This is a genomic window from Bradyrhizobium sp. HKCCYLR20261 (assembly GCF_051168435.1).
In the GTDB taxonomy this organism is placed as follows: domain Bacteria; phylum Pseudomonadota; class Alphaproteobacteria; order Rhizobiales; family Xanthobacteraceae; genus Bradyrhizobium.
In genome coordinates, this window is record NZ_JBNPUZ010000001.1 from 349,041 (window position 1) to 369,052 (window position 20,012).

Annotated in this window: 17 protein-coding genes; 11 read left to right on the forward strand and 6 right to left on the reverse strand. The window is 67.1% G+C overall.

What is annotated here, in order from left to right; genetic code table 11:
• Positions 1-164: 164 nt before the first annotated feature.
• Positions 165-632: a hypothetical protein gene (locus tag ACQR1L_RS01610; RefSeq protein WP_434856174.1), complete on the reverse strand. Its 468-nt coding sequence runs from the start codon at positions 630-632 to the stop codon at positions 165-167.
• 163 nt (positions 633-795) lie between these two features.
• Between ACQR1L_RS01610 and ACQR1L_RS01615 the strand changes: the two genes are divergently transcribed.
• The 6 genes from ACQR1L_RS01615 to ACQR1L_RS01640 all read left to right on the forward strand — a co-directional run bounded on the left by ACQR1L_RS01615 (position 796) and on the right by ACQR1L_RS01640 (position 6,754).
• Positions 796-1,545: a 16S rRNA (uracil(1498)-N(3))-methyltransferase gene (locus tag ACQR1L_RS01615; RefSeq protein ID WP_434856175.1), complete on the forward strand. Its 750-nt coding sequence runs from the start codon at positions 796-798 to the stop codon at positions 1,543-1,545.
• Positions 1,546-1,662: 117 nt separating this feature from the next.
• Complete coding sequence (locus ACQR1L_RS01620) at positions 1,663-2,823, forward strand: ATP phosphoribosyltransferase regulatory subunit (RefSeq protein WP_434856176.1); 1,161 nt, start codon at positions 1,663-1,665, stop codon at positions 2,821-2,823.
• Positions 2,820-3,797 carry an ATP phosphoribosyltransferase gene (gene hisG / locus ACQR1L_RS01625; protein WP_434856177.1) on the forward strand — a complete coding sequence of 326 codons (978 nt, stop codon included), beginning with the start codon at positions 2,820-2,822 and terminating at the stop codon, positions 3,795-3,797. The genes ACQR1L_RS01620 and hisG overlap by 4 nt, the downstream gene beginning before the upstream one ends.
• Before the next feature lie 71 nt (positions 3,798-3,868).
• The gene (locus ACQR1L_RS01630; RefSeq protein WP_434856178.1) at positions 3,869-4,909 is read left to right on the forward strand and encodes a glycosyltransferase family 2 protein; all 1,041 of its coding nucleotides are present in this window, start codon (positions 3,869-3,871) and stop codon (positions 4,907-4,909) included.
• Positions 4,906-5,748: a ChbG/HpnK family deacetylase gene (locus ACQR1L_RS01635; RefSeq protein ID WP_434856179.1), complete on the forward strand. Its 843-nt coding sequence runs from the start codon at positions 4,906-4,908 to the stop codon at positions 5,746-5,748. Before ACQR1L_RS01630 ends, ACQR1L_RS01635 begins: the two co-directional genes overlap by 4 nt.
• A 187-nt stretch (positions 5,749-5,935) precedes the next feature.
• A complete protein-coding gene (locus ACQR1L_RS01640; RefSeq protein ID WP_434856180.1) occupies positions 5,936-6,754 on the forward strand; it encodes a DUF2076 domain-containing protein in 819 nt (272 codons plus the stop codon).
• Between the two features lie 84 nt (positions 6,755-6,838).
• On the opposite strand, the gene ACQR1L_RS01645 is transcribed toward ACQR1L_RS01640, so the two are convergent.
• Complete coding sequence (locus tag ACQR1L_RS01645; RefSeq protein WP_434856181.1) at positions 6,839-7,627, reverse strand: L,D-transpeptidase family protein; 789 nt, start codon at positions 7,625-7,627, stop codon at positions 6,839-6,841.
• Positions 7,628-7,934: 307 nt separating this feature from the next.
• Between ACQR1L_RS01645 and ACQR1L_RS01650 the strand changes: the two genes are divergently transcribed.
• Positions 7,935-8,714, forward strand: a complete 780-nt coding sequence (locus ACQR1L_RS01650; RefSeq protein ID WP_434856182.1) for a protein phosphatase CheZ — start codon at positions 7,935-7,937, stop codon at positions 8,712-8,714.
• Positions 8,715-9,176: 462 nt separating this feature from the next.
• Here ACQR1L_RS01650 and ACQR1L_RS01655 read toward each other — a convergent pair whose 3' ends face one another.
• Complete coding sequence (locus ACQR1L_RS01655; RefSeq protein WP_434856183.1) at positions 9,177-9,686, reverse strand: hypothetical protein; 510 nt, start codon at positions 9,684-9,686, stop codon at positions 9,177-9,179.
• 326 nt (positions 9,687-10,012) lie between these two features.
• On the opposite strand from ACQR1L_RS01655, the gene groES reads away from it, so the two are divergent.
• The 3 genes from groES to ACQR1L_RS01670 all read left to right on the forward strand — a co-directional run bounded on the left by groES (position 10,013) and on the right by ACQR1L_RS01670 (position 13,408).
• Positions 10,013-10,309: a co-chaperone GroES gene (groES, locus tag ACQR1L_RS01660; protein WP_434856184.1), complete on the forward strand. Its 297-nt coding sequence runs from the start codon at positions 10,013-10,015 to the stop codon at positions 10,307-10,309.
• A 122-nt stretch (positions 10,310-10,431) separates the two neighbouring features.
• Positions 10,432-12,075: a chaperonin GroEL gene (gene groL, locus ACQR1L_RS01665; RefSeq protein WP_012029656.1), complete on the forward strand. Its 1,644-nt coding sequence runs from the start codon at positions 10,432-10,434 to the stop codon at positions 12,073-12,075.
• Positions 12,076-12,214: 139 nt separating this feature from the next.
• A complete protein-coding gene (locus tag ACQR1L_RS01670) occupies positions 12,215-13,408 on the forward strand; it encodes a hypothetical protein (protein WP_434856185.1) in 1,194 nt (397 codons plus the stop codon).
• Positions 13,409-13,897: 489 nt separating this feature from the next.
• On the opposite strand, the gene ACQR1L_RS01675 is transcribed toward ACQR1L_RS01670, so the two are convergent.
• Entirely contained in the window at positions 13,898-14,572 is a 675-nt protein-coding gene (locus ACQR1L_RS01675; RefSeq protein ID WP_434856186.1) for a helix-turn-helix domain-containing protein, read from the reverse strand.
• 159 nt (positions 14,573-14,731) lie between these two features.
• Positions 14,732-15,955, reverse strand: a complete 1,224-nt coding sequence (locus ACQR1L_RS01680; protein ID WP_434856187.1) for a glycosyltransferase family 87 protein — start codon at positions 15,953-15,955, stop codon at positions 14,732-14,734.
• A 177-nt stretch (positions 15,956-16,132) separates the two neighbouring features.
• Here ACQR1L_RS01680 and ACQR1L_RS01685 point away from each other — a divergent pair, with 177 nt between their 5' ends.
• Positions 16,133-17,332, forward strand: coding sequence for an acetylxylan esterase (locus ACQR1L_RS01685; protein WP_434856188.1), 1,200 nt, complete (start codon positions 16,133-16,135; stop codon positions 17,330-17,332).
• 24 nt (positions 17,333-17,356) lie between these two features.
• Here the strand turns inward: ACQR1L_RS01685 and ACQR1L_RS01690 are convergent, their stop codons facing one another.
• On the reverse strand, positions 17,357-19,828 hold the full coding sequence (locus ACQR1L_RS01690; RefSeq protein ID WP_434856189.1) for an autotransporter domain-containing protein: 2,472 nt from the start codon (positions 19,826-19,828) through the stop codon (positions 17,357-17,359).
• Positions 19,829-20,012: the final 184 nt, after the last annotated feature.

Consider the following 20,012-nt stretch of genomic DNA (forward strand, 5'->3'; position numbering starts at 1 on the left):
CGGATGAAAGCACGATCCGATCCGGGGCTTTTACGATTCTCGTCCGCCCAGCACAACCGCGGAGTTGATCACGGCCGCGGCGGAGGGCCGCAGTCGACATTTCAAGGCGAAAACGTGGCGGCGCGTCTCAGCTCGTGCCAAACGCCGTTCATTCAACGCCCTCCTCAGGATCTGGAGGCGGATGTGCCGGCAGCGGGAGCGAAGTTCCAGGTCACGGTACAGACCTTGCGCATCACCGCCAGGGTGTTGGCGTGATTCGCCTTGAGCTGATCGGTGATCTTGGCGGGGATGCCGCACATCGAGGCGTGCGCGACCGCGTAATCGATCATCTTGGTCTGGGCGAGCTCGTAATCATGCACCAGCTGGCAGGCCTCGCCGGGCGCGAAGCGACGCTCGGTCGCAGCCTTCAGCAGCTTGGCGCGCCGCGCGGTCTCGTCCCGCAGCGGCGTGAACTCCTTCAGGCAGCTCTCGGGAGGACGAAAACCGGCCACGCCAGGGCTGCCGGGAACCGCGGGGACCGCCGGCTGCGGCGCCGCGGCCGCCTTGTCGTCGGCCCTCACAGAACCGGAGAGCACCACCACGATGACCGCAGCGATGGTCCCCATCACCCACGTCGATTGTCTCAAGTTCACGGCTGTTCTCCTCGCAAGCCCCCAAGAAGGCTTCCGGCAGCGCCAGAGTCCCGCCCGAATGGACGACCGCCATTTCCAGAGCTATCGAAGCGGACAAATCTGTCGGCAGCGCGGCGCAAAGGCGCCATCGCCGGTCCGGCTCCTCGTTGCAACCGACACAGACATGCCTGAATACGACTTCACCGCCCCGCGCCTGTACGTCGATGCACCTCTGCTGGATGGCAACGCCGTCCCGCTCGATCGCAACCAGAGCAACTATCTCGGCAACGTGCTGCGGCTCGGCGCGGGAGATCGCGTCCTCGTGTTCAATGGCCGCGACGGCGAATGGCAGGGCGAAATCGCCGGCCGCAAACGGCCCGAGGGCGTGATCCCCCGGCAGCGAATCCGGCCGCAGGACCACCTGCCCGACATCGCCTATGTCTTCGCACCGTTGAAGCATGCCCGGCTCGACTACATCGTGCAGAAGGCGGTCGAGATGGGCGCGGCGCGGCTGGAGCCCGTCATTACCCGGCACACCCAGGTGTCGCGCGTCAACGGCGAGCGCATGCGCGCCAACGTCATCGAGGCGGCCGAGCAATGCGGCATCCTCAGCCTCGCCGAGGTCCGGGACCCCGTGCCGCTGGAGCGCTTCCTCGGCCAGCGGCCGACCTCACGCCTGCTGGTGTTCTGCGACGAGGCCGCCGATGTCGCCGACCCGCTTCAGGCGCTGCGCGACGACGCGCCCGCCGGCATCGACCTGCTGATCGGCCCGGAAGGCGGCTTTGCCGTCGAGGAGCGCGAGCTGCTGCTGCGGCAGCCGCGCGTGATCCGGCTGGCGCTCGGCCCGCGCATCCTGCGCGCCGATACGGCCGCGGTGGCCGCGCTGGCCCTGATCCAGGCGACGCTCGGGGATTGGCGGGGCGCAGGCGGTTAAGGCATCGGCCCGATTGTGGCCCGACCCGGCCCTTCCCTGTCGAAACCGTCAAATGACCATGCTAAGGCCAGCCGCCGCCCCGCGAGGGGGCGCCATCCAGTTTGGAACCTGATCGACATGACCGGACCCGCTCCGACCGGACCCGCCGCGTGGGCGGACAAGCTGCTGCAGTCGTTCGCCGAGGCCGGCTACGCGCGGGCGACGCCTGCCATCCTGCAGCCGGCCGAGCCGTTTCTCGACCTCTCCGGCGAGGACATCCGCAAAAGCCTCTACCTGACCACGGACCTCGGCGGCGAGGAGCTGTGCCTGCGGCCGGACCTGACCATTCCCGTCGCGCGCGACTATCTCGCCTCGCCACGCGCCGGCCAGCCGGCCGGCTTCAGCTATCTCGGCCCCGTATTTCGTTACCGTGGCGGCCGGCCGAGCGAGTTCCTGCAGGGCGGCATCGAATCCTTCGGCCGCCAGGATCACCCCGCCGCCGATGCCGAGATGCTGGCGCTGGCGATCGAGGCGACCGCGGCCGCAGGTCTGGCCGAGGTCGAGATCCGCACCGGCGACGTGGCGCTGTTCACGGCCCTGATCGACGCGCTCGATCTCTACCCGGTCTGGCGGCGGCGCCTGATCAAGGACTTCAATCGCAAGCGCACCTTGGCCCAGGACCTGGAGCGGCTGGCGACCGCCGAGGTCGCGCCGCGCAACGAATATGAGGGCGTGCTCGCCGCATTGGCCGGCTCCGACCGCAAGGCGGCGCTGGCGCTCGTCACCGACCTGATGTCGATCGCGGGCGCGACCGCGTTGGGCGGCCGCTCCGTGGCGGAGATTGCGGATCGCTTTCTGGAACAGTCCACGCTCAAGGGTGGCGCGCTGCCGCGCGACGCGCTCGACCGCATCAAGCGCTTCCTCGCCATCAGCGGCACGCCGACAGAGGCGGTGCAGCAGCTGCGCGCGCTCGCCGCCGACGCCAAGCTGGACATCTCCGCCGCGATCGATGCGCTGGAAGCGCGCACCGGCTTCATGGCCCAGCGCGGCCTCGATGTCGGCAAGGTGCGTTTTGCCACGGCGTTCGGCCGCGGCCTCGACTACTACACCGGATTCGAGTTCGAGCTGCACCATCCCGGCAATGGCGACGAGCCGCTGGTCGCGGGCGGGCGGTACGACGGCCTGCTGAGCCAGCTCGGCGCGCCCCAGTCCATTCCGGCCGTCGGCTTCTCGATCTGGATCGAGCGCCTGGCCCAGAGCAGCGCCGCGGGGAAGGCCGCGCGCGGGAGAGCATCATGAGCGGCCCCCTCGTCCTCGCCGTTCCCTCAAAGGGCCGCCTGCAGGAGAATGCAGAGGCCTTCTTCGGCCGCGCCGGATTGAACCTCTCCAAGCCGGGCGGGGCGCGCGACTATCGCGGCACCATCTCGGGACTCGACCATGTCGAGATCGCCTATCTCTCTGCGAGTGAGATCGTCTCGCAGCTGGCGCGCGGCACCGTGCATCTCGGCGTCACCGGCGAAGACCTCGTCCGCGAGGGCATCGCCGATGCCGACAAGCGCGTGCTGCTGATCGACACGCTCGGCTTCGGCGGCGCCAATGTCGTGGTCGCCGTGCCGCAGGCCTGGATCGACGTCCGCACCATGGCCGACCTCGACGACGTCGCCACCGGCTTCCGCGCCCAGCACAATCGCCGCATGCGCGTCGCGACCAAATACATCAACCTCACGCGCAGCTTCTTCGCGCATCACGGCATCGTCGATTACCGCATCGTCGAAAGCGCGGGCGCCACCGAGGGCGCGCCGGCGGTTGGCACCGCCGAGCTGATCGTCGACATCACCAGCACCGGCTCGACACTGGCCGCGAATGGATTGAAGGTGCTGGACGACGGCGTCATCCTGCGCAGCCAGGCCAATCTCGTCGCCTCGCGCGACGCCGACTGGTCGGACGGCCCGCGCGAGAGCGCGCGGATCATCCTCGATCACATCCACGCCCGTGCCCGCGCCAGCAAATACCGCGAGGTCCGCACGCGCTTCAAAGGGTGCGACGCAGCAATGCTGACCGAGGCGCATAACCGCTTCGGCGTCGTCGCGCCGTTCGGCGGCCCGACCTCTTCGGGCATGCTGACCCTGCACTGTCCGCCTGCGCAGATCTACGCGCTCGGCAGTTTCCTGCGGGCGCATGGCGCCGAGACGGTGTCCGTAGCGTCGCTCGACTACGTGCTCGACCGCGAGAATCCGCTGTTTGCCCGCCTCGAGGCCTTCCTGCGATCATAAATCGCCGTTCATCGTAGCGACAGGCAGCGGCTGCTACCATATGTTGGTCCGTGAACGAGGACTCCAAAGCGATGCTGGGAACTGACGTGTCCGACCTGACCACGACCGCGGCCGACGCCGCATCGCAGGGACTGTCGATCGTTATCCCCGTCTACAACGAGGGCGCGGGACTGACGGCGCTGCACGAGCGGCTGAACAATCTCGCGCGCACCTTGCGCCAGCGCTTCGGCCTGGCCTGCGAGCTTGTCTATGTCGACGACGGCAGCCGCGACAACACGCTCGCCATCGCGCGCACCCTGCAGGCCGACGCGCTTGACGTGCAGGTCGTGTCGCTGTCGCGCAATTTCGGCAAGGAGGCGGCGCTGATGGCCGGCCTCGATCACGCCCGCCGCGGCGCCGTGCTGTTCATGGACGGCGACGGCCAGCATCCGCCGGCGCTGGTCGAGCAGCTCGTCACGCATTGGATCAAGGACGGCTACGACGTCGTCTACACGGCCAAGGCGCATCGCGACAACGAGCCGTTCCTGCGCCGCGTCGCCGTGCACGGCTTCTACGCGCTGATCAATTGGGGCGCGCGGCAGAAGATCCCCGAGGATGCCGGCGACTTCCGCCTGCTGTCACCGCGCGCGGTCGCAGCACTTCGCCAGCTCCCTGAGCGCAACCGCTTCTTCAAGGGCCTGGCGAGCTGGATCGGCTTCCGCCAGATCCGCGTCGACTACGAACCCGCGGCGCGCGCGCATGGCGTCACGACCTTCAACGTCACCAGCCTGCTCGGCCTGTCGATCGAGGGCCTGACCTCGTTCTCGGTCGCCCCGCTGCGCTTCGCCAGCCTGCTCGGAATCCTGCTGGCCTCGGCCGCCTTCCTGTTCGGCCTGACGATTCTCTGGGAGACCTTCACCACCGGCAAATCGGTGCCCGGCTATCCCTCGCTGATGGTCGGCCTGATGACGATCGGCGGCGTGCAGCTGATCATGATCGGCATCATGGGCGAGTACATCGGCAAGATCCTGTCCGAGCTGAAGGCGCGGCCGATCTACTTCGTCGCCGAGCACAGCGAGAAGCGCGCCACGCTCGACGCGCGCAGCGACGGCGAGAGGACTGCCGCCGAATGAGCGAGGCGCCGCCCCGGCGCATCTGGCTGTGCGCCGATGACTACGGCATCAGCCCGGGCGTCAACCGCGCCATCCGCGACCTGATCGCGCGCGGGCGCTTGAACGCGACCTCGGTAATGACCGTGGGCGCCGCGATCGGGCGCGACGAGGTCAAGGAGCTCACCAAGGTCGCAGCCGACAGCCCGCGCTGCGCCATCGGCCTGCATGTCACGCTGACCGCGCCGTTCCGGCCGCTGACGATGCATTTCCGTCCGTCCGAAGGCGGCATGTTCCTGCCGTTTCCGAAACTGCTGCGCGCCGGATTGACCCGCCGGCTCGATCCCGAACTGATCCGCGCCGAGGTCATGGTGCAGCTGACTGCGTTCGGGGAGCTGTTCGGGCGCGCGCCCGATTTCGTCGACGGTCACCAGCATGCGCAGCTCTATCCGCAGGTGCGCGACGGTTTTCTGGCCGCCGTGAAGGAGGCTGCGCCATCAGCCTGGGTGCGCCAGGGCGGCCGCAACGCGCCGCTGAGGCAGCGGCTGGCAGCGCCGAAGGCGCTGCTGCTGGACGTCTTGAGCGCGCAATTCCGCAAGCATGCGCAGCGCGCCGACATCGCCTTCAACCCCGCTTTTGCCGGCGCCTACGACTTCACCAAGGGCTCGGATTTCGGCGCGTTGATGGACGGCTTCCTTGACGCGCTGCCCGAGCATGGCCTCGTGATGTGCCATCCCGGCTTCGTCGACGACGTGCTGATCGCGCTCGATCCCCTGACCGGGCAGCGGGAGCATGAACACGCTTATCTGGCCGGCGAGCACTTTCCCGCGCTGCTCGACCGCCGTGGCGTGACGCTCGCCTGAACGGATTTGGCGGACCGGCGACGAACAAATGCCAACTGGCAGCGTTTTCACCGCAATGGAGATCGCAAGCCCGGCAGACGCTTTGTCGCATACGGAAATTTAATGCGCGGCCCGACTGGCCGAACCACAAAGTCCCCCCAAATGTTGGCCGCGCTTCGCTGGAACCGGCAAGCGGCAGGAGAACCACATGACACCGCAAGAACGCCAACTCATCGACGACCTGTTCGACCGGCTTGCCAAGCTGGAGAGTGCGCCGCGCGATCCGGAGGCTGCCGCCGCCATCTCCCAGGCGCTGCAGCGGGCTCCCAACGCCGTCTATGCGCTGGTTCAGACCGTGCTGGTGCAGGACGAGGCCCTGAAGCGCGCCAATGCCCGCATCGAGGAGCTGCAGCACGCCCAGGCGCCGCAGGCGCAGTCGGGCGGCTTCCTCGATTCGATGCGCGACAGCATCTTCGGCTCCGGCGGCAGCCGCGGCTCGGTGCCGAACGTTCCTCCGCCGCTGCCGAACCGCCCGGTGTGGAACAGCGGCCAGGCGATGCCGCCGGCCGGCTATCAGGGCCAGCCCGGCTATCCCGGCCAGCCCGGCCCCTATGATCAGGGCGGCTACGGCCAGCAGCGCGGTGGCCTGTTCGGCGGCGGCGGTGGTGGCGGCGGCTCGTTCCTCGGCACGGCGGCGGCGGCGGCGGCCGGCATGGTCGGCGGCTCGCTGCTGCTCGGCGGCATCCGCTCGATGATGGGCGGCGGCCAGCATCAGGCCTTCGGCGACACCACCATCATCGAGGAGCGTGGCGGCGGCGGCAGCCCGTGGGGCGGCGGCGATCAGTCCAGCGGCTCGCTGGCGAATGACGCGGGGCTCAACGACATCGGCCGCTCCGGCGGCGACGGCGGCCGGGCCGGCCTGTTCGACCAGGCGAGCTATGACGACAGCGGCAACGACAATGACGCCGCCGATTTCGACGCCGATGACGGCTATGGCGATGACGACGGCGGTAGCAACTACGCGTAACGCGCGCTGACCACCGCGCCACGGACAATGAAAAGGCCGCCCTCTTGGGCGGCCTTTTTGGTGCCGGTCATCGGCCGGAAGGCGTCAGAGCACGATGACCCGTGCGCCGACATTCACCCGGCCATAGAGGTCGATGACGTCCTCGTTGCGCATCCGGATGCAGCCGGACGAGACGTTGGTGCCGATCGTCCAGGGCTCGTTGGAGCCGTGGATGCGATAGAGCGAGGAGCCCAGATACATCGCGCGGGCGCCGAGCGGGTTCTGCGGACCGCCCTCCATGTGGCGCGGCAAATCGGGCCGGCGCGCCAGCATCTCCGGCGGCGGCGTCCAGTCCGGCCATTCGCGCTTGGCGGAGATGGTCTTCACACCCGACCAGGTGAAGCCGGGGCGGCCGACCCCGATCCCGTAGCGCAACGCCCTGCCCTGGCCCTGCACCAGATAGAGGAACTTGTTGGGTGTATCGATGACGATCGTGCCCGGCCGTTCTTTGCCGTCATAGTCAACGATCTGTTTCTCGTATTTCGGATCGAGCGGCCGCTGCGTCAGCTCATAGGCCTCCTCGTCCGGCGCGCCCTGCTGCGGCACCAGGCCGGGCGCCTGCCGCTGCGGCTCGTAGTACGACGGCTGCTGCTGGTACATCGGCTGTCCCGGCGGCAGTGCGCCGCGCGCTCCTTGCGGATCGCCGAACAGGAATTCGATGAAGCCGCCGCCCATGCGCGAGCGGTCGACATAGGCGGTACGCACCGGCGCCGCCGGCTGCGACGGCCCGTTATAGACCACCGCAGGCTGCTGAAATCCCTGGGCCGCGGCACGATCCAGAGCCGCAAAGACGCATGCGCCGGCCAGCAGCGCCGTGGAGAATGATCTGAACATCGACGTACTCTGTACTGTTTCGTCTGAATGCCGTTCGTTGCGCACAGCCGGTCAGGCCGCCGCGTATCGTCAATAAAGAGCAAAACCCGATCGCTTTGGTAAACAGGGAGGCCGCCGGGATTCACCATCGGCGGACATGGCCGTGGATTTGTCAGCTAGCGTTACTTTTGCGTGAAGGCGCAGGCGCATGGTTAATCGCGCGTTTCAGCGACACGCGAACGTTGCGCCCCTGCGGTTCCTGCCGTGAACGCGATGTTAAATAGCCTCTGCATAGAACTGTTCGCAGTAAAAGGTCAGGGACACTCTCATGCCGGTTCGCAAGCGTTTCCGTATCGAAGAAGCCATCGTCGGCCATATGCCGGAGCCCGACTTCGTGGGCGGCGAGATCGGCCCCAACCACAAGGAAATCATGGACGAGCTCCGCGCGATCCGGGCGCAGATGGCCAACGCCATCCGCACCGGCGGAAACAGCACGGCCAACGCCGCCATCGAAGAATCGGCTCAACGCGAGGTCGCCGAGGCGCGCGCGCTGCTCGAGACCTACCGCGCCCAGATCGAGCAGTGCGAGAAGCTCAAGGTCGAGCTGGACCTGATCCACGACGCGATCAACCGCACCAAGGGCGAGATCGCCACCCTCCATGCCAAGAGCTTCAACGGCGAGGAGATGGCCAAGGTCAACGGCGAACTCGGCGCGGTCGTCGGCGGCACCGAGCAGGCGACGCAGCAGATCCTCGAGGCCGCGGAGGCCATCGACCAGGCCGCCAGCGCGCTCGGCAAGGTTGACTCGGCCGACCAGCAGAAGATCCTGAGCGAAGAGATCCAGGAACGCGTGGTCTCGATCTTCGAGGCCTGCAACTTCCAGGACCTGACCGGCCAGCGCATCAACAAGGTCATGACCACCATGAAGTTCATCGAGCACCACATCGTGGTGATGATGGACATCTGGGGCGGCGTCGACGCCATCAAGGCGCATGTGCCGCCGATCGTCGACACCCGCGAGGGCGACGCCAGGCTGCTGAACGGCCCGAAGGCGGAAGGCGATGTCGGCCACGCCTCGCAGGACGACATCGACGCGCTGTTCAACTGAGCCGCCGCGGCCTCTGCAACACGAGATCTCAAACAAAAACGCCGGCGTTCCCGCCGGCGTTTTTCGTTTGTCCCGTTCGGCTGAAGCGGTCCCAAGGGCGTGATGTGTTTCCGCGGAATCGAATCTGGAAGATTCGGGCACGCGCCTTATTCCGCCGCGCGCAGCTTGGAGATTAGCTGCCACCCTCCCCTGGAGGGGGAGGGTCGGCTCACATGGAGCGCAGCGGAATGTGAGCCGGGGTGGGGTGATCTCTCAACTGACACCGGTGTCCGCGGCTTCACCCCACCCCGCTCGCCCGCTCCGCGTGCGATCGACCCTCCCCCTCCAGGGGCGGGTGAGACTGAGATCGCAGCTCCGCCGTCGTCATCATCTGCAGTTTGAGATCGAGCAGCCGGTGAGCCTCTGCCCGGTCATGAGTGGGAGCATCATGCACTTCTTGGATATTGCATGACGCTGAAAGACTCAGGCGCGCGGTCCGCAGCGGACATAGACCATGGTCTGGTAGCGGGTGGCCGCGTCCTTGTCGACGAAGCGGGTGATCAGCACCCGTCCGTCGAACGAGACGACTTCGCGATCCTGCTCGCCGCCGGGAGGGCCGGCCGGACCGATGTAGTTCTTGCCGCCGGCCGAGCCCTTCAGGCGCAGCTCCTGCGGGGTCGCCTGGTCGGCCAGATGCATCACGACACCGCCCGACGTGCCGGCACCGATCACATAGGGCTGCTTGCACTGAGCCAGCGCCATCTTCTCGGTCCGCGCGCGGTCGTTGGGATTGTTGTAGGCGGCGAGGCCCCACTTGCCCACCAGATCCTCCGCGCGAATCGTCGCCGGAACCTCGGGCTCCACGGCGACCTCCGGAGGCGCGGGACTGGAAGGCGAGAGGTTGAAACCGCCCCCGCATGCTCCCAGAAGCGTTGTGAGCGCCGCTGCGATTGCGAGATTGGCAACCGGCCGCGCGCACCGTGAACTCGTCATGGCATCCCCTTAGGAACAAGATCATGGCTGCCCCGTCCGGCAACCAAGCGCAAAACGCGCATCAGAGCAATGACGTCGGATGACGACGCCGCTCCACTAACATGTCTGGCCCGCGACAGCATCCCCTAACAGCCTGAACAAGCGCTTAACCGGTGCCCCTTGCTTGACAGGAACAGCGCCAAGCCATATTCCGGCGATGGCCTTTAGCACTCGGAGGGCATGATTGCTAAAGCCCCGAGTCACGTGGCCCCACCTGGGCGCCAAATGTGGCCGGATTCAGAAATCCAGACAATCACCGTACCAAAGCACCCGCAAAGGGACCTGTCATGGCCAAATCGAAGTTTCGTCCCCTGCACGACCGCGTCGTGGTTAAGCGCATCGACGCCGAAGAGAAGACCAAGGGCGGCATCATCATTCCGGACTCCGCCAAGGAAAAGCCCTCGCAGGGTGAAGTCGTCGCCGTCGGCCCGGGCGGCCGCGACGAGAACGGCAAGCTGACCCCGCTCGACGTCAAGGTCGGCGACCGCGTGCTGTTCGGCAAGTGGTCCGGCACCGAGGTCAAGCTGGACGGCGAGGAGCTCCTCATCATGAAGGAGTCCGACATCATGGGCGTCGTCGCCTGATCCCGATCCGCCCGGGGCGGCGCCAAGCCGCCCGGGGCAACTAGCGTTGTTCAACCTCGTTCAGGCGACAGGCAGGCGATCACGCCCCTGGCCGTCGGGGTCCACTCCAGGAGAGATTTCAAATGGCAGCCAAGGACGTCAAATTCTCTGGCGACGCGCGCGACCGGATGCTGCGCGGCGTCGACATTCTCGCCAACGCCGTCAAGGTGACGCTCGGCCCGAAGGGCCGCAACGTCGTTATCGAGAAGAGCTTCGGCGCTCCCCGCATCACCAAGGACGGCGTCACCGTCGCCAAGGAGATCGAGCTCGAGGACAAGTTCGAGAACATGGGCGCGCAGATGCTGCGCGAGGTCGCATCCAAGACCAACGACCTGGCCGGCGACGGCACCACCACCGCGACCGTGCTCGCCCAGGCCATCGTCCGTGAGGGCGCCAAGGCGGTTGCCGCCGGCATGAACCCGATGGACCTCAAGCGCGGCATCGACACCGCGGTGGCCGCCGTCATCAAGGACATCGAGAAGCGCGCCAAGCCGGTCGCCTCCTCCGCCGAGGTCGCCCAGGTCGGCACCATCTCCGCTAACGGCGATGCCGCGATCGGCAAGATGATCGCTCAGGCGATGCAGAAGGTCGGCAACGAGGGCGTGATCACGGTCGAGGAGAACAAGTCGCTCGAGACCGAGGTCGATATCGTCGAAGGCATGAAGTTCGACCGCGGCTATCTCTCGCCGTACTTCGTCACCAACGCCGAGAAGATGACCGCCGAACTCGACGACGTCTACGTGCTGCTGCACGAGAAGAAGCTGTCGGGCCTCCAGGCCATGCTGCCGGTGCTCGAAGCCGTCGTGCAGTCGGGCCGTCCGCTGCTGATCATCGCCGAGGACGTCGAGGGCGAGGCCCTGGCCACGCTCGTCGTCAACCGCCTGCGTGGCGGCCTCAAGGTCGCCGCCGTCAAGGCGCCGGGCTTCGGTGACCGCCGCAAGGCCATGCTCGAGGATATCGCGATCCTGACCGGCGGCCAGCTGATCTCGGACGATCTCGGCATGAAGCTCGAGAACGTCACGATCAAGATGCTCGGCCGCGCCAAGAAGGTCGTGATCGACAAGGAGAACACCACGATCGTCAACGGCGCCGGCAAGAAGGCCGACATCGAGGCGCGCGTCGGCCAGATCAAGGCGCAGATCGAGGAGACCACCTCGGACTACGACCGTGAGAAGCTGCAGGAGCGTCTCGCCAAGCTCGCGGGCGGCGTCGCGGTGATCCGCGTCGGCGGCGCGACCGAGGTCGAGGTCAAGGAGAAGAAGGACCGCGTCGAGGACGCCCTCAACGCGACCCGCGCCGCGGTGCAGGAAGGCATCGTCCCCGGCGGCGGCGTAGCCCTGCTGCGCGCCAAGAAGGCGGTCGGCCGCATCACCAACCCGAACTCGGACGTCCAGGCCGGCATCAACATCGTGCTGAAGGCGCTCGAGGCTCCGATGCGCCAGATCGCCGAGAACGCCGGCGTCGAAGGCTCGATCGTGGTCGGCAAGATCCTGGAGGAGAAGTCCGAGACCTTCGGCTTCGACGCCCAGACCGAGGACTATGTCGACATGGTCGCCAAGGGCATCATCGACCCGGCCAAGGTCGTCCGCACCGCGCTGCAGGACGCCTCGTCGGTCGCCGGCCTGCTGGTCACCACCGAGGCCATGGTTGCCGAGCTGCCGAAGGACGCGGCCCCGGCGATGCCGGCCGGCGGCGGCATGGGTGGCATGGGCGGCATGGGCTTCTGAGCCCAACGCCCCATCACCAAGACTTCAGGAAGGCCGCCTCCGGGCGGCCTTCTTTTTGGCGGAGTGTCCCAGTGGGGGTGCAGTGATGGCCGATTGGCGCTACAGCTAGCGCCGATTCCGCTCCCACAAGGATTTTCAGATGCGCGCTATTTTGCTTGCGTTGGCCGTGATTGCAGCGGCCGCGCCGGAACTCGGTTGGGCCCAGAGCAAGAGCGGGACCAAGGCCGCCCCCGCCATCGAGACACGCTATTTCACCGCGATCGATGGCCTGATGGACGGCAATGCCGACGTGATCCTGAAAGAAACGCGCCAGGGCAAGACCGTCACCGCGGCCACGCTCGACGTCTGCTATCCCGTGGCGAAGAATTCGGACCGCAAGGACCGCTTCGTCGTCACCCTCACCGTCAACGGCCAGACCCTGACCGGCGCGACCCAGAGCAACGGCGCCAAGGAGCCGGTCACGGTGAAGCTCAACCGCAAGCCGACCGGCGACACGTTCGAATTCCGCGGCCAGATCGCGATCGGCAAGACCGTCACCGAAGTCGCCTCGACCGACAACTCCGATGTCAGCGAGAAGGAATTTCAGGAGAGCCAGTCGACCGACGACGGCATCAGCGCGCAGCCGAAGGATTTCACCGACGTCTCGCCCGAGGCCGTGTCCGTTCGCCTCAAGCTCGACGCGGTGGCCGACTTCCTCAAGAGCCTGAAGGGCGAGAACGTCGAGGTCTCGCTGTCGAGCCTGATCGTCGGCTGCGACGCGCTGCGCGCGGGCGAGCAGACCATCAGCATGACGGTCGATCCCGAGCGCGCCGGCGCGCTGATCGCCAAGGCGCGCGCCACGACCGGTGTCGTGACCGCCGGCTGGACAGCAGGCACGGTCGAGATGGACCGTACCATCCGCTTTACCGCCGCCGACTGGCGCGACGGCGACAAGATCAATCGCGACAAACTGGCGGGCGCGATCTCCGACGTCCTGGCCAAGACCTACAACGCCAAGCCGACCGGCGCGGTCTGGAATCCGGTCACCGGCAAGCTGAAGCTGACCTTGAAGCGGCCGAGCCAGCTGATGCCGTCGCTCGAACTGACCGACGTCATCGAGGTCACCGGCCTGGTCTCGACCGACAAGCCCGGCAGCACTGAGGCGCTGATGCTGTGGATCAGCAGCCCGACGACGACGACGATCGACGAGAACTCGTCGGCCAAGCTGATCCTGTCGGATGAATCCTCCGGCGACGAGGAAGGCGACACCCGCGACGACGGCGGTGCCATCGACGAGCTGGCCAAGGTCTTCAAGGCCAAGCGCTGGGACGCGGACAACTCGGTTTGGAAGTAAGGCGAGCTCCGACGGCAAGCGCCGCGATCTCGGTCTCACCCTCCCCTGGAGGGCAGGGCAACCGCGTGTGGCGATCGCCGTTTTGTGCTCGTCTCTCTCCACGTCGTCATGGCCGGGCCTGTCCCGGCCATCCACGTCGGCCGGCATGCTGAGAACGACGTGGATGCCCGGGACAAGCCCGGGCATGACGGAGTAACTAACTTGCAGGATCGTTCGTCGCGACAGCCTGGAATTTCCACATGCGATAGCCCTGCCCTAGAGGGGAAGGGTCGATCGCACGCGAAGCGGGCGAGCGGGGTGGGGTGAAGCCGCGGAAACCGGTGCAAGCGGAGAGATCACCCCACCCCGGCTCACAGGCGCTTCGCGCCTATGATCCGACCCTCCCCCTCCAGGGGAGGGTGGCAGCGCGTCATATCTCAAAGTCGCGCGCTGCGGCATCGGACACGCGCGAAGCTGCCTTGATGCGATTCCGCGGAATCACATCATATTCTACGCCCCGACCAGGCTCCTGACCGGCAGCACGGCCTGGACGACGAGGCCGCGGGCGCGCGCGTCCATGACGCCGACCGCGCGCAGCGCCAGCAGGGTCACCGCCTGGACGGTGTCGCGAAGCTTGGCGGCATCGTCGAGAGTGTCGGGAGCCAGCGGCCCCACCAGCGCCTCGTGCAGCGCGCCGAGCAGAGCCGTGGCGGCGAGCTGGGTGTCCTGCGCCGGGAGATGACCGGCGCGAACCGCGGCATCGATCCGGGAGGCGATCTCGCCGACGATCTCGCGGCGGCTCGCGATCCGCGAGGCGCTGACATCGACGTCGACCGGCTCGGCCAGGATGCCCCAGGCGAGCTTGCGCTGGGACAGGACGTGGACGGCGACGGTCGAGACAGCGGCAGCCAGTGCCGAAGACGGCCCCGGCGCGGCATCGGCGGCGCGACGGACGGCGGCGAGCTCGTCGCGCGATACTTCGGCGATCAGCTCCGAAATCAGGTCGGCCTTGGAGGGAAAGTAGCGGTAGACTGTTCCGGCTGCGACATTGGCCCGGACCGCCACCGGGGCGATCTGCACGGCCGACATGCCGCCTTCGGCTGCGGCTTCGCGCGCGGCCGCCAGAATCGCGCTGCGGCGGGCCGCCAGCCGTTTCACGACTTGATGGGTTCGCCGATAGACCATGACGTTTCCAGTCCCTGGACGCGCTCGTCCAGGTCTCCCGGCGAACGCTGGTTCAGTGTTTTTGGAGGAAAGTCCTCGCAAACGCTCGGAAGAACTGAACACCTGTTCAGATAAGAACGCAAGCGGGAAGTGGTTCCGCGGCTTCGGCTGCGGACCTGATCAGGCGGGCGCGAGAGCAATTTCGGCGGTGGCCGGCTGCCGCCGCCACCACGATCCGGCCCGCGCCAGCACCAGCGCGGCCATGATCAGATTGGCGGCAAGGCCGAGCGGGATGCCGGTCATCATGAAGGTGATCTGAAGGGCTGCGATGACCCCGAGCGCCGGCAGTTCGTAGCGGCGGAAACCCTCGGCGAGCCCGATCCGCACCAGCCAGGCCACCGCGATGGCCTGAACCATCATGTCGTACATGAACAGATAAGGCGTCGTCAGCAGGAGACCGACGGCGAGCGCGGCCGCCTTGAGCGAATAGCGCACCGGGCTGCGCCACAGCGTCACCAGCACGACGGCGACGCCGGCGGTCAGCACCCATTGGAAGGCCCAGCCGAGCGATTCGGAGCCGCCGAAATAGCGCACCATCGAGAACAGGCTCTGCAGCTTCCACCAGGTCGCCTTGCCCTCGGTCAGGAACGCCTGCGAGAACATCGGCAGCCAGTGGACGAAAGCCTGCCAGCTGTCGATGCCGAACGCCAGCAGGGAGACGAGCGCGAGCAGGATCGCGGTGACGCTCGCCGACATGAAGGCCGTCCAGCGCTGCGTGGCGATCAGCACGATCGGGAAAAGCAGACCATATTGCGGCTTGTAGGTCAGCAGGCCGAGGCAGATTCCGGCCAGCACCGGCCGCACCGGCAGCAGATAAAGCGTGCCGCCGACGAGCGCGGCAGTCAGGCATCCGTTCTGCCCGACCAGCATGTTGGAAAACAGCGCCGGAAAGCCGGCCGCCAGCAGCAGGCCGAAGCCGCGGCCGACGATGGCGCGCATCGCGAGCGCATAGGGGATGAAGCTCGCATAGGCCCAGCCGGCGAAGGCCGTGACGTAGGGAAACTGCGCCAGGAACGCCGCGACGAACAGGAACGGCGGCGGATAGTGCCATGCGAAGTAGCCGGGAAAATCCTGCCCGAGCAGGTCGAGCTCGATCCTCCGCTGCACGTCCCAGTCCCAGGCGAGCGCAGGATGGCCCTGCAGCGCGAGCTTGCCGGCGGCCCAGACGTTGACGAAGTCGGTCGGGATGCCCAGCCCATCAGCGCCCCAGATCCAGATTCCGGAAAACAGGCCGGCGGGGAAGAACGCGGCATTGATGCAGGCGAGCGCGAAGCAGACGGCGAACAGGCCGAACGGTACGCCACGGCGCTGTAAGGGAATCGCGGCAGCGGAATTGTCGGCCATCAGGACCTCGCCCGGCGCCACGCGGGGCGCACTCCTGGTCGAGAGATAGGCCGGGAGGCTTGAAGAAGGCTTAAGCGCCCCGCCAGCCCCGAGATGCGGCGGATCGCACCGAATGTTTACACGCAATCTGTAGCACAGGACTCCGATGCAACTGGCGGCCGATCCACGGGAGTCCTCATGGCCATTCGTCTCATCCTTCTTGCTCTCCTCCTGATCGTGCCCGCAGCGAGCCGCGCTCAGGACAAGGGCGTCGTGCGCGTCACGTCGGACGTCTCCTATGAATTTCTGGCGCGCTGGGACGTGGAGCGGCTCAACAAGATCCTGACCGTCGACACGCCGAAATTCGCCGGCGTCCAGGTCACCTATACGCCGGCCGTGAACGCCGTGCGGCTGTACCGCGTGACCTATTCTTCCGTGGTCCCCGAGCGCGGCAACAAACCGATCCGCGCCACGGGACTGCTGGCGGTGCCTGACATCAGCGAGACCAGCCTGCCGCTGGTGTCCTATCAGCACGGCACCGTCTACGGAAAACAGGAGGTGCCGTCGTTCCCCGAGCAGTCGCCGGAGACGCAGCTGATGATCGCGCAGTTTGCCGGGCAAGGCCATCTGCTGATCGGCGCCGACTATTTCGGCATGGGGACTTCGACCGAGCCGGAAGGCTACATGGTGAAAGCCAGCCACCAGCAGGCGACCTATGACATGCTGCTCGCCAGCCGCGCCGTGCTCAACGACCTGCATCTCACCGCGACCAGGCTGTCGATCGCCGGCTGGTCGCAGGGCGGCTTCGTCACGATGGCCTTTCTGGAAAAGCTCGAAAGCGCCGGCGAGACGGTGGCCGCCGCGGCGACTGCCAGCGCGCCGGTCGACGTCTTCGTGGCTCTGAACGGCTTCCTCAGCTTCCCGCGCAAGAACGACGCGGCCTGGGTCAACTCGCTGTTCATCCTCTCCGCCTTCGCGTTCGAGAACTACTATGGCGTGCCCGGGCTGGCGCGTTCGGTGATCAGCGACAGCTATTACGATGTCGCGCGCAAGGCCTATCTGCGCGAGCCGTTCAACGTCGCCGACGTCCCGACCGATCTGCACAAGCTGCTGAAGCCGGACTATTTCGACGCGCAATATTTCGCGGCATCGGCCTACGGCCGCCTGGTGGCGCAGACGCAGGCCTATCGCTGGATCATCAAGAGCCCGGTGCGCAATTATTACGGCGAGACCGACGAGGCGATCTCGACGGGCCTCGGCCGGCTGGCGATGACCTATCAGCAGGCGATCGGCGCCGGCAACCCCAAGGTGGAAGCCGTCTCGACCGGCCCGACCAGCCATCGCGGCACCTTCGCCACCGCCGTGCCGCAGTGGAAGACCTGGTTCGACAAGCCCTAGCCGGTCGACGGCTAGCAGCCGCGCTCAGAAGGCGCGGCTGTAGCCGACCTGCAGCCCATAGGTCAGCGTGTTCTGGCTCGCCACGTTGGCGCTGATCATCGCCGCCGAGCCCGGCGCGAACTCGACGCGCACGCCGGCATTGGCCTCCGCCCAGCTGCGGCTCATGCTTGCGCCCAGCCCCGACAGACCGCAGAACGCCGTGATCGGCGCGGCGCCGCTGCAATCGCCCACCAGCAGCGAGCCGCGCACCAGCGGCGTATCGACCTTGAGATTGCTCGCCCACGCCAGGCTGCCGAACACGCTGACGCGCTCGGTCAGCGCACCGCGCCATTGTGTGCCGACACGAAGCGTCATGGCCGCGGCGTTGAACGCCGAGATCGTTGCCGGGAACGGTCCTTCGCTCTCGACGAAGCCGCCGACCCGCGCGTTGACGTAGGAGAGCTGCGCGAACGGGGTGATCGTCGCCTTGGCGCCGGGGACCGCGAACGCCCAGCCGAACCGCGTCATCGCACCGGCGGAGCTCGCATGGGTCTGGCCCTGCGAGCCGGCCAATGCCGTGCCGTTCAGATAGCCGCGCGTCAGCGACAGGTCCGGATAGAGCGTGGCCACTGCCATCGCCAGGAACTGAAAGCCGGTCTCGGGGCGATGCGCGAAATAGGCGCCGAAGGTCGCGCCGGCCGCATCGAACCGTCCGCCATAGGCGAGGCCGTTGCGCAGGCCGGCGGCGCCGACACTGACGCCGATCGAGGTCGACGGCGCGATCGTGCGCGCCAGACCGAAGGTGCCGGCGAGCTCGGTGCCGGAGGTCCCGAAGCTGGAATTGCCGCCGATCAGGCCGTAGGCGAAGCCGCACCATTGCGAGGCCTCGCCGCCTGGCGTTTTGGCACAGCGATAATAGTCCGCCGCTGTCGCAAGCGCGCCCATGGCCGCGTCCGTGGCGGCGGCGCCGCGGTTGGCGATCACGCCGAGGCTGCCGAGCGAACTCTTCTGCTCCAGCACGCTGGTGATGCTGCCCGCATTCGGCGTGGTGTCGTCCGAGCCGCGGCGGAGCTGAACCAGGAACAGGTCCTGAGTCAGGTCGGCATCGTTGCGGGTACCATTGCCGAAGACCAGAATGCGCTGCGATGCGCCGGTGCTCGACACCGCGATGCCGGTGGCGTCCGTGAGCGTGACATTGCTGGTGCTGACGCCGAGGCTCGCCAGGATCGACGCCAACGTTGCGCCCGACGATGACTGGCCGTTCGACGACACCGACCAGTAGACCGCCTGCGAACAGAGGCCGCTGCTGCCGGCCGTGCAGGAATACTCGACGCGGCCGACGATGTTGTTGCCGGAGGCATCGACGGCATTGGCGACGGAGCCGATGCGGCCGAGATTGTCGGTCCCAGCGGGATCGACACTGGCGAGCTGCAGCGTCGTATGCGTCGCCCAATTGTCGGTCGTGCTCCAGCGCACCGCCTCGAAATTCGTCGCCGAACTACCGAGCCAGCCGACTGCGACGCTGGCGGTGGCGACACCGCCACCCCCCGCATTGAGCGCCCGCGCCTCGCCATAGGCGTAGGTCGTGGCGGCATTGTTCAGCGGCGTCATGCCGAGCTGGGTCATTGTGCCCGAGGCGAGCGTCCATACGAACGGCTTGGGCTGCCAGATCGTGGCGTAGTCGCCGAAGCCGCTGGTGTCGGACAGCAGCAGGCCCGAGCCGCGCGCCAGGTTGACGTCATTGGTGAAGGCGCCGCGCGGAAACAGGCCGTACCAGCCGACCACGGTGCCGTTGTCGGCCACCGCCTTGCCGGAGCTGGCCGGGGAATTCACCGGATCGGGGGTGGCGCCGAGCAGCTGCACCGAATTGGTGGAGAGATTCCACAGCGCCGCCTGCATCGTGCTGGTGCTTGTCAGAATATCATGCGGCCAACTGGCATCGAACTGCAGCCTGCCGCTCCAGCCCGTCGCGTAGGTGGCGTTCGGACTGACGCTATAGGCCGCACCATCCGTGTCGGCACCATTCAGCGGCAGCCGTGTCGGGCTAACACCCGCGAAGGCGCCAGCGGTGGCCGCCTGCCAGATGTAGGGATAGATGTCGTAGTTGCTCTGGCTGCCGTTGGCGCCGAGCACCACGCCGACCACCGTCTTCCCGGCAGCGTCGACGCCTGTCGCCGCGCCGCTGACGAAATCGGTGAGCTGCGCCGTCGGCAGCGCGAGCTCTGTCACGGTGCCCGAGCCCAATCCACCGCTTGCGGTGTTGGGGGCCCAGATGATCGGCACCTCCGTGGTGAAGACGCGCAGATAAGGCGTTTCGCAAAGCCTCCCGGCGCTGCCGACGCCGAGACCGCCACCGCTCATGGCAGTGCCATGGAAGTAGCGCCCGCCGCAGTCGCTGCCGCCGGTCGAATAGGGCGTCTCGCCAAAGTAGCTCGACGTGAACGGACCCGCCGCAGCGGTGTCGAAAATGCCTTGACCGGCCGCCTCGCTCACCTGGAACGCCGCCAGACCCGTCAAGGACGCAACGAAAAACCCACGCGCGCGAGCGCGTGCAACACACCAAATGAACATTATTCGAATACCCAGCTTTTAGGTATTCGTTAACAAAGCCAAAGGTTTGCACGCAACGAAAAGCCCGGCTGCGAACGGGCCTGTCGTCTCAATCTCTTGATGTTCCGTGTCGGAGAAGCTGATCTCCGCG

Coding starts and splice junctions, on each gene's coding strand:
- ACQR1L_RS01615 (WP_434856175.1), top strand. CDS start 796: ATGCCTGAATACGACTTCACCGCCCCGCGCCTGTACGTCGATGCACCT.
- ACQR1L_RS01620 (WP_434856176.1), top strand. CDS start 1,663: ATGACCGGACCCGCTCCGACCGGACCCGCCGCGTGGGCGGACAAGCTG.
- hisG (WP_434856177.1), top strand. CDS start 2,820: ATGAGCGGCCCCCTCGTCCTCGCCGTTCCCTCAAAGGGCCGCCTGCAG.
- ACQR1L_RS01630 (WP_434856178.1), top strand. CDS start 3,869: ATGCTGGGAACTGACGTGTCCGACCTGACCACGACCGCGGCCGACGCC.
- ACQR1L_RS01635 (WP_434856179.1), top strand. CDS start 4,906: ATGAGCGAGGCGCCGCCCCGGCGCATCTGGCTGTGCGCCGATGACTAC.
- ACQR1L_RS01640 (WP_434856180.1), top strand. CDS start 5,936: ATGACACCGCAAGAACGCCAACTCATCGACGACCTGTTCGACCGGCTT.
- ACQR1L_RS01645 (WP_434856181.1), bottom strand. CDS start 7,627: ATGTTCAGATCATTCTCCACGGCGCTGCTGGCCGGCGCATGCGTCTTT.
- ACQR1L_RS01650 (WP_434856182.1), top strand. CDS start 7,935: ATGCCGGTTCGCAAGCGTTTCCGTATCGAAGAAGCCATCGTCGGCCAT.
- ACQR1L_RS01655 (WP_434856183.1), bottom strand. CDS start 9,686: ATGACGAGTTCACGGTGCGCGCGGCCGGTTGCCAATCTCGCAATCGCA.
- groES (WP_434856184.1), top strand. CDS start 10,013: ATGGCCAAATCGAAGTTTCGTCCCCTGCACGACCGCGTCGTGGTTAAG.
- groL (WP_012029656.1), top strand. CDS start 10,432: ATGGCAGCCAAGGACGTCAAATTCTCTGGCGACGCGCGCGACCGGATG.
- ACQR1L_RS01670 (WP_434856185.1), top strand. CDS start 12,215: ATGCGCGCTATTTTGCTTGCGTTGGCCGTGATTGCAGCGGCCGCGCCG.
- ACQR1L_RS01675 (WP_434856186.1), bottom strand. CDS start 14,572: ATGGTCTATCGGCGAACCCATCAAGTCGTGAAACGGCTGGCGGCCCGC.
- ACQR1L_RS01680 (WP_434856187.1), bottom strand. CDS start 15,955: ATGGCCGACAATTCCGCTGCCGCGATTCCCTTACAGCGCCGTGGCGTA.
- ACQR1L_RS01685 (WP_434856188.1), top strand. CDS start 16,133: ATGGCCATTCGTCTCATCCTTCTTGCTCTCCTCCTGATCGTGCCCGCA.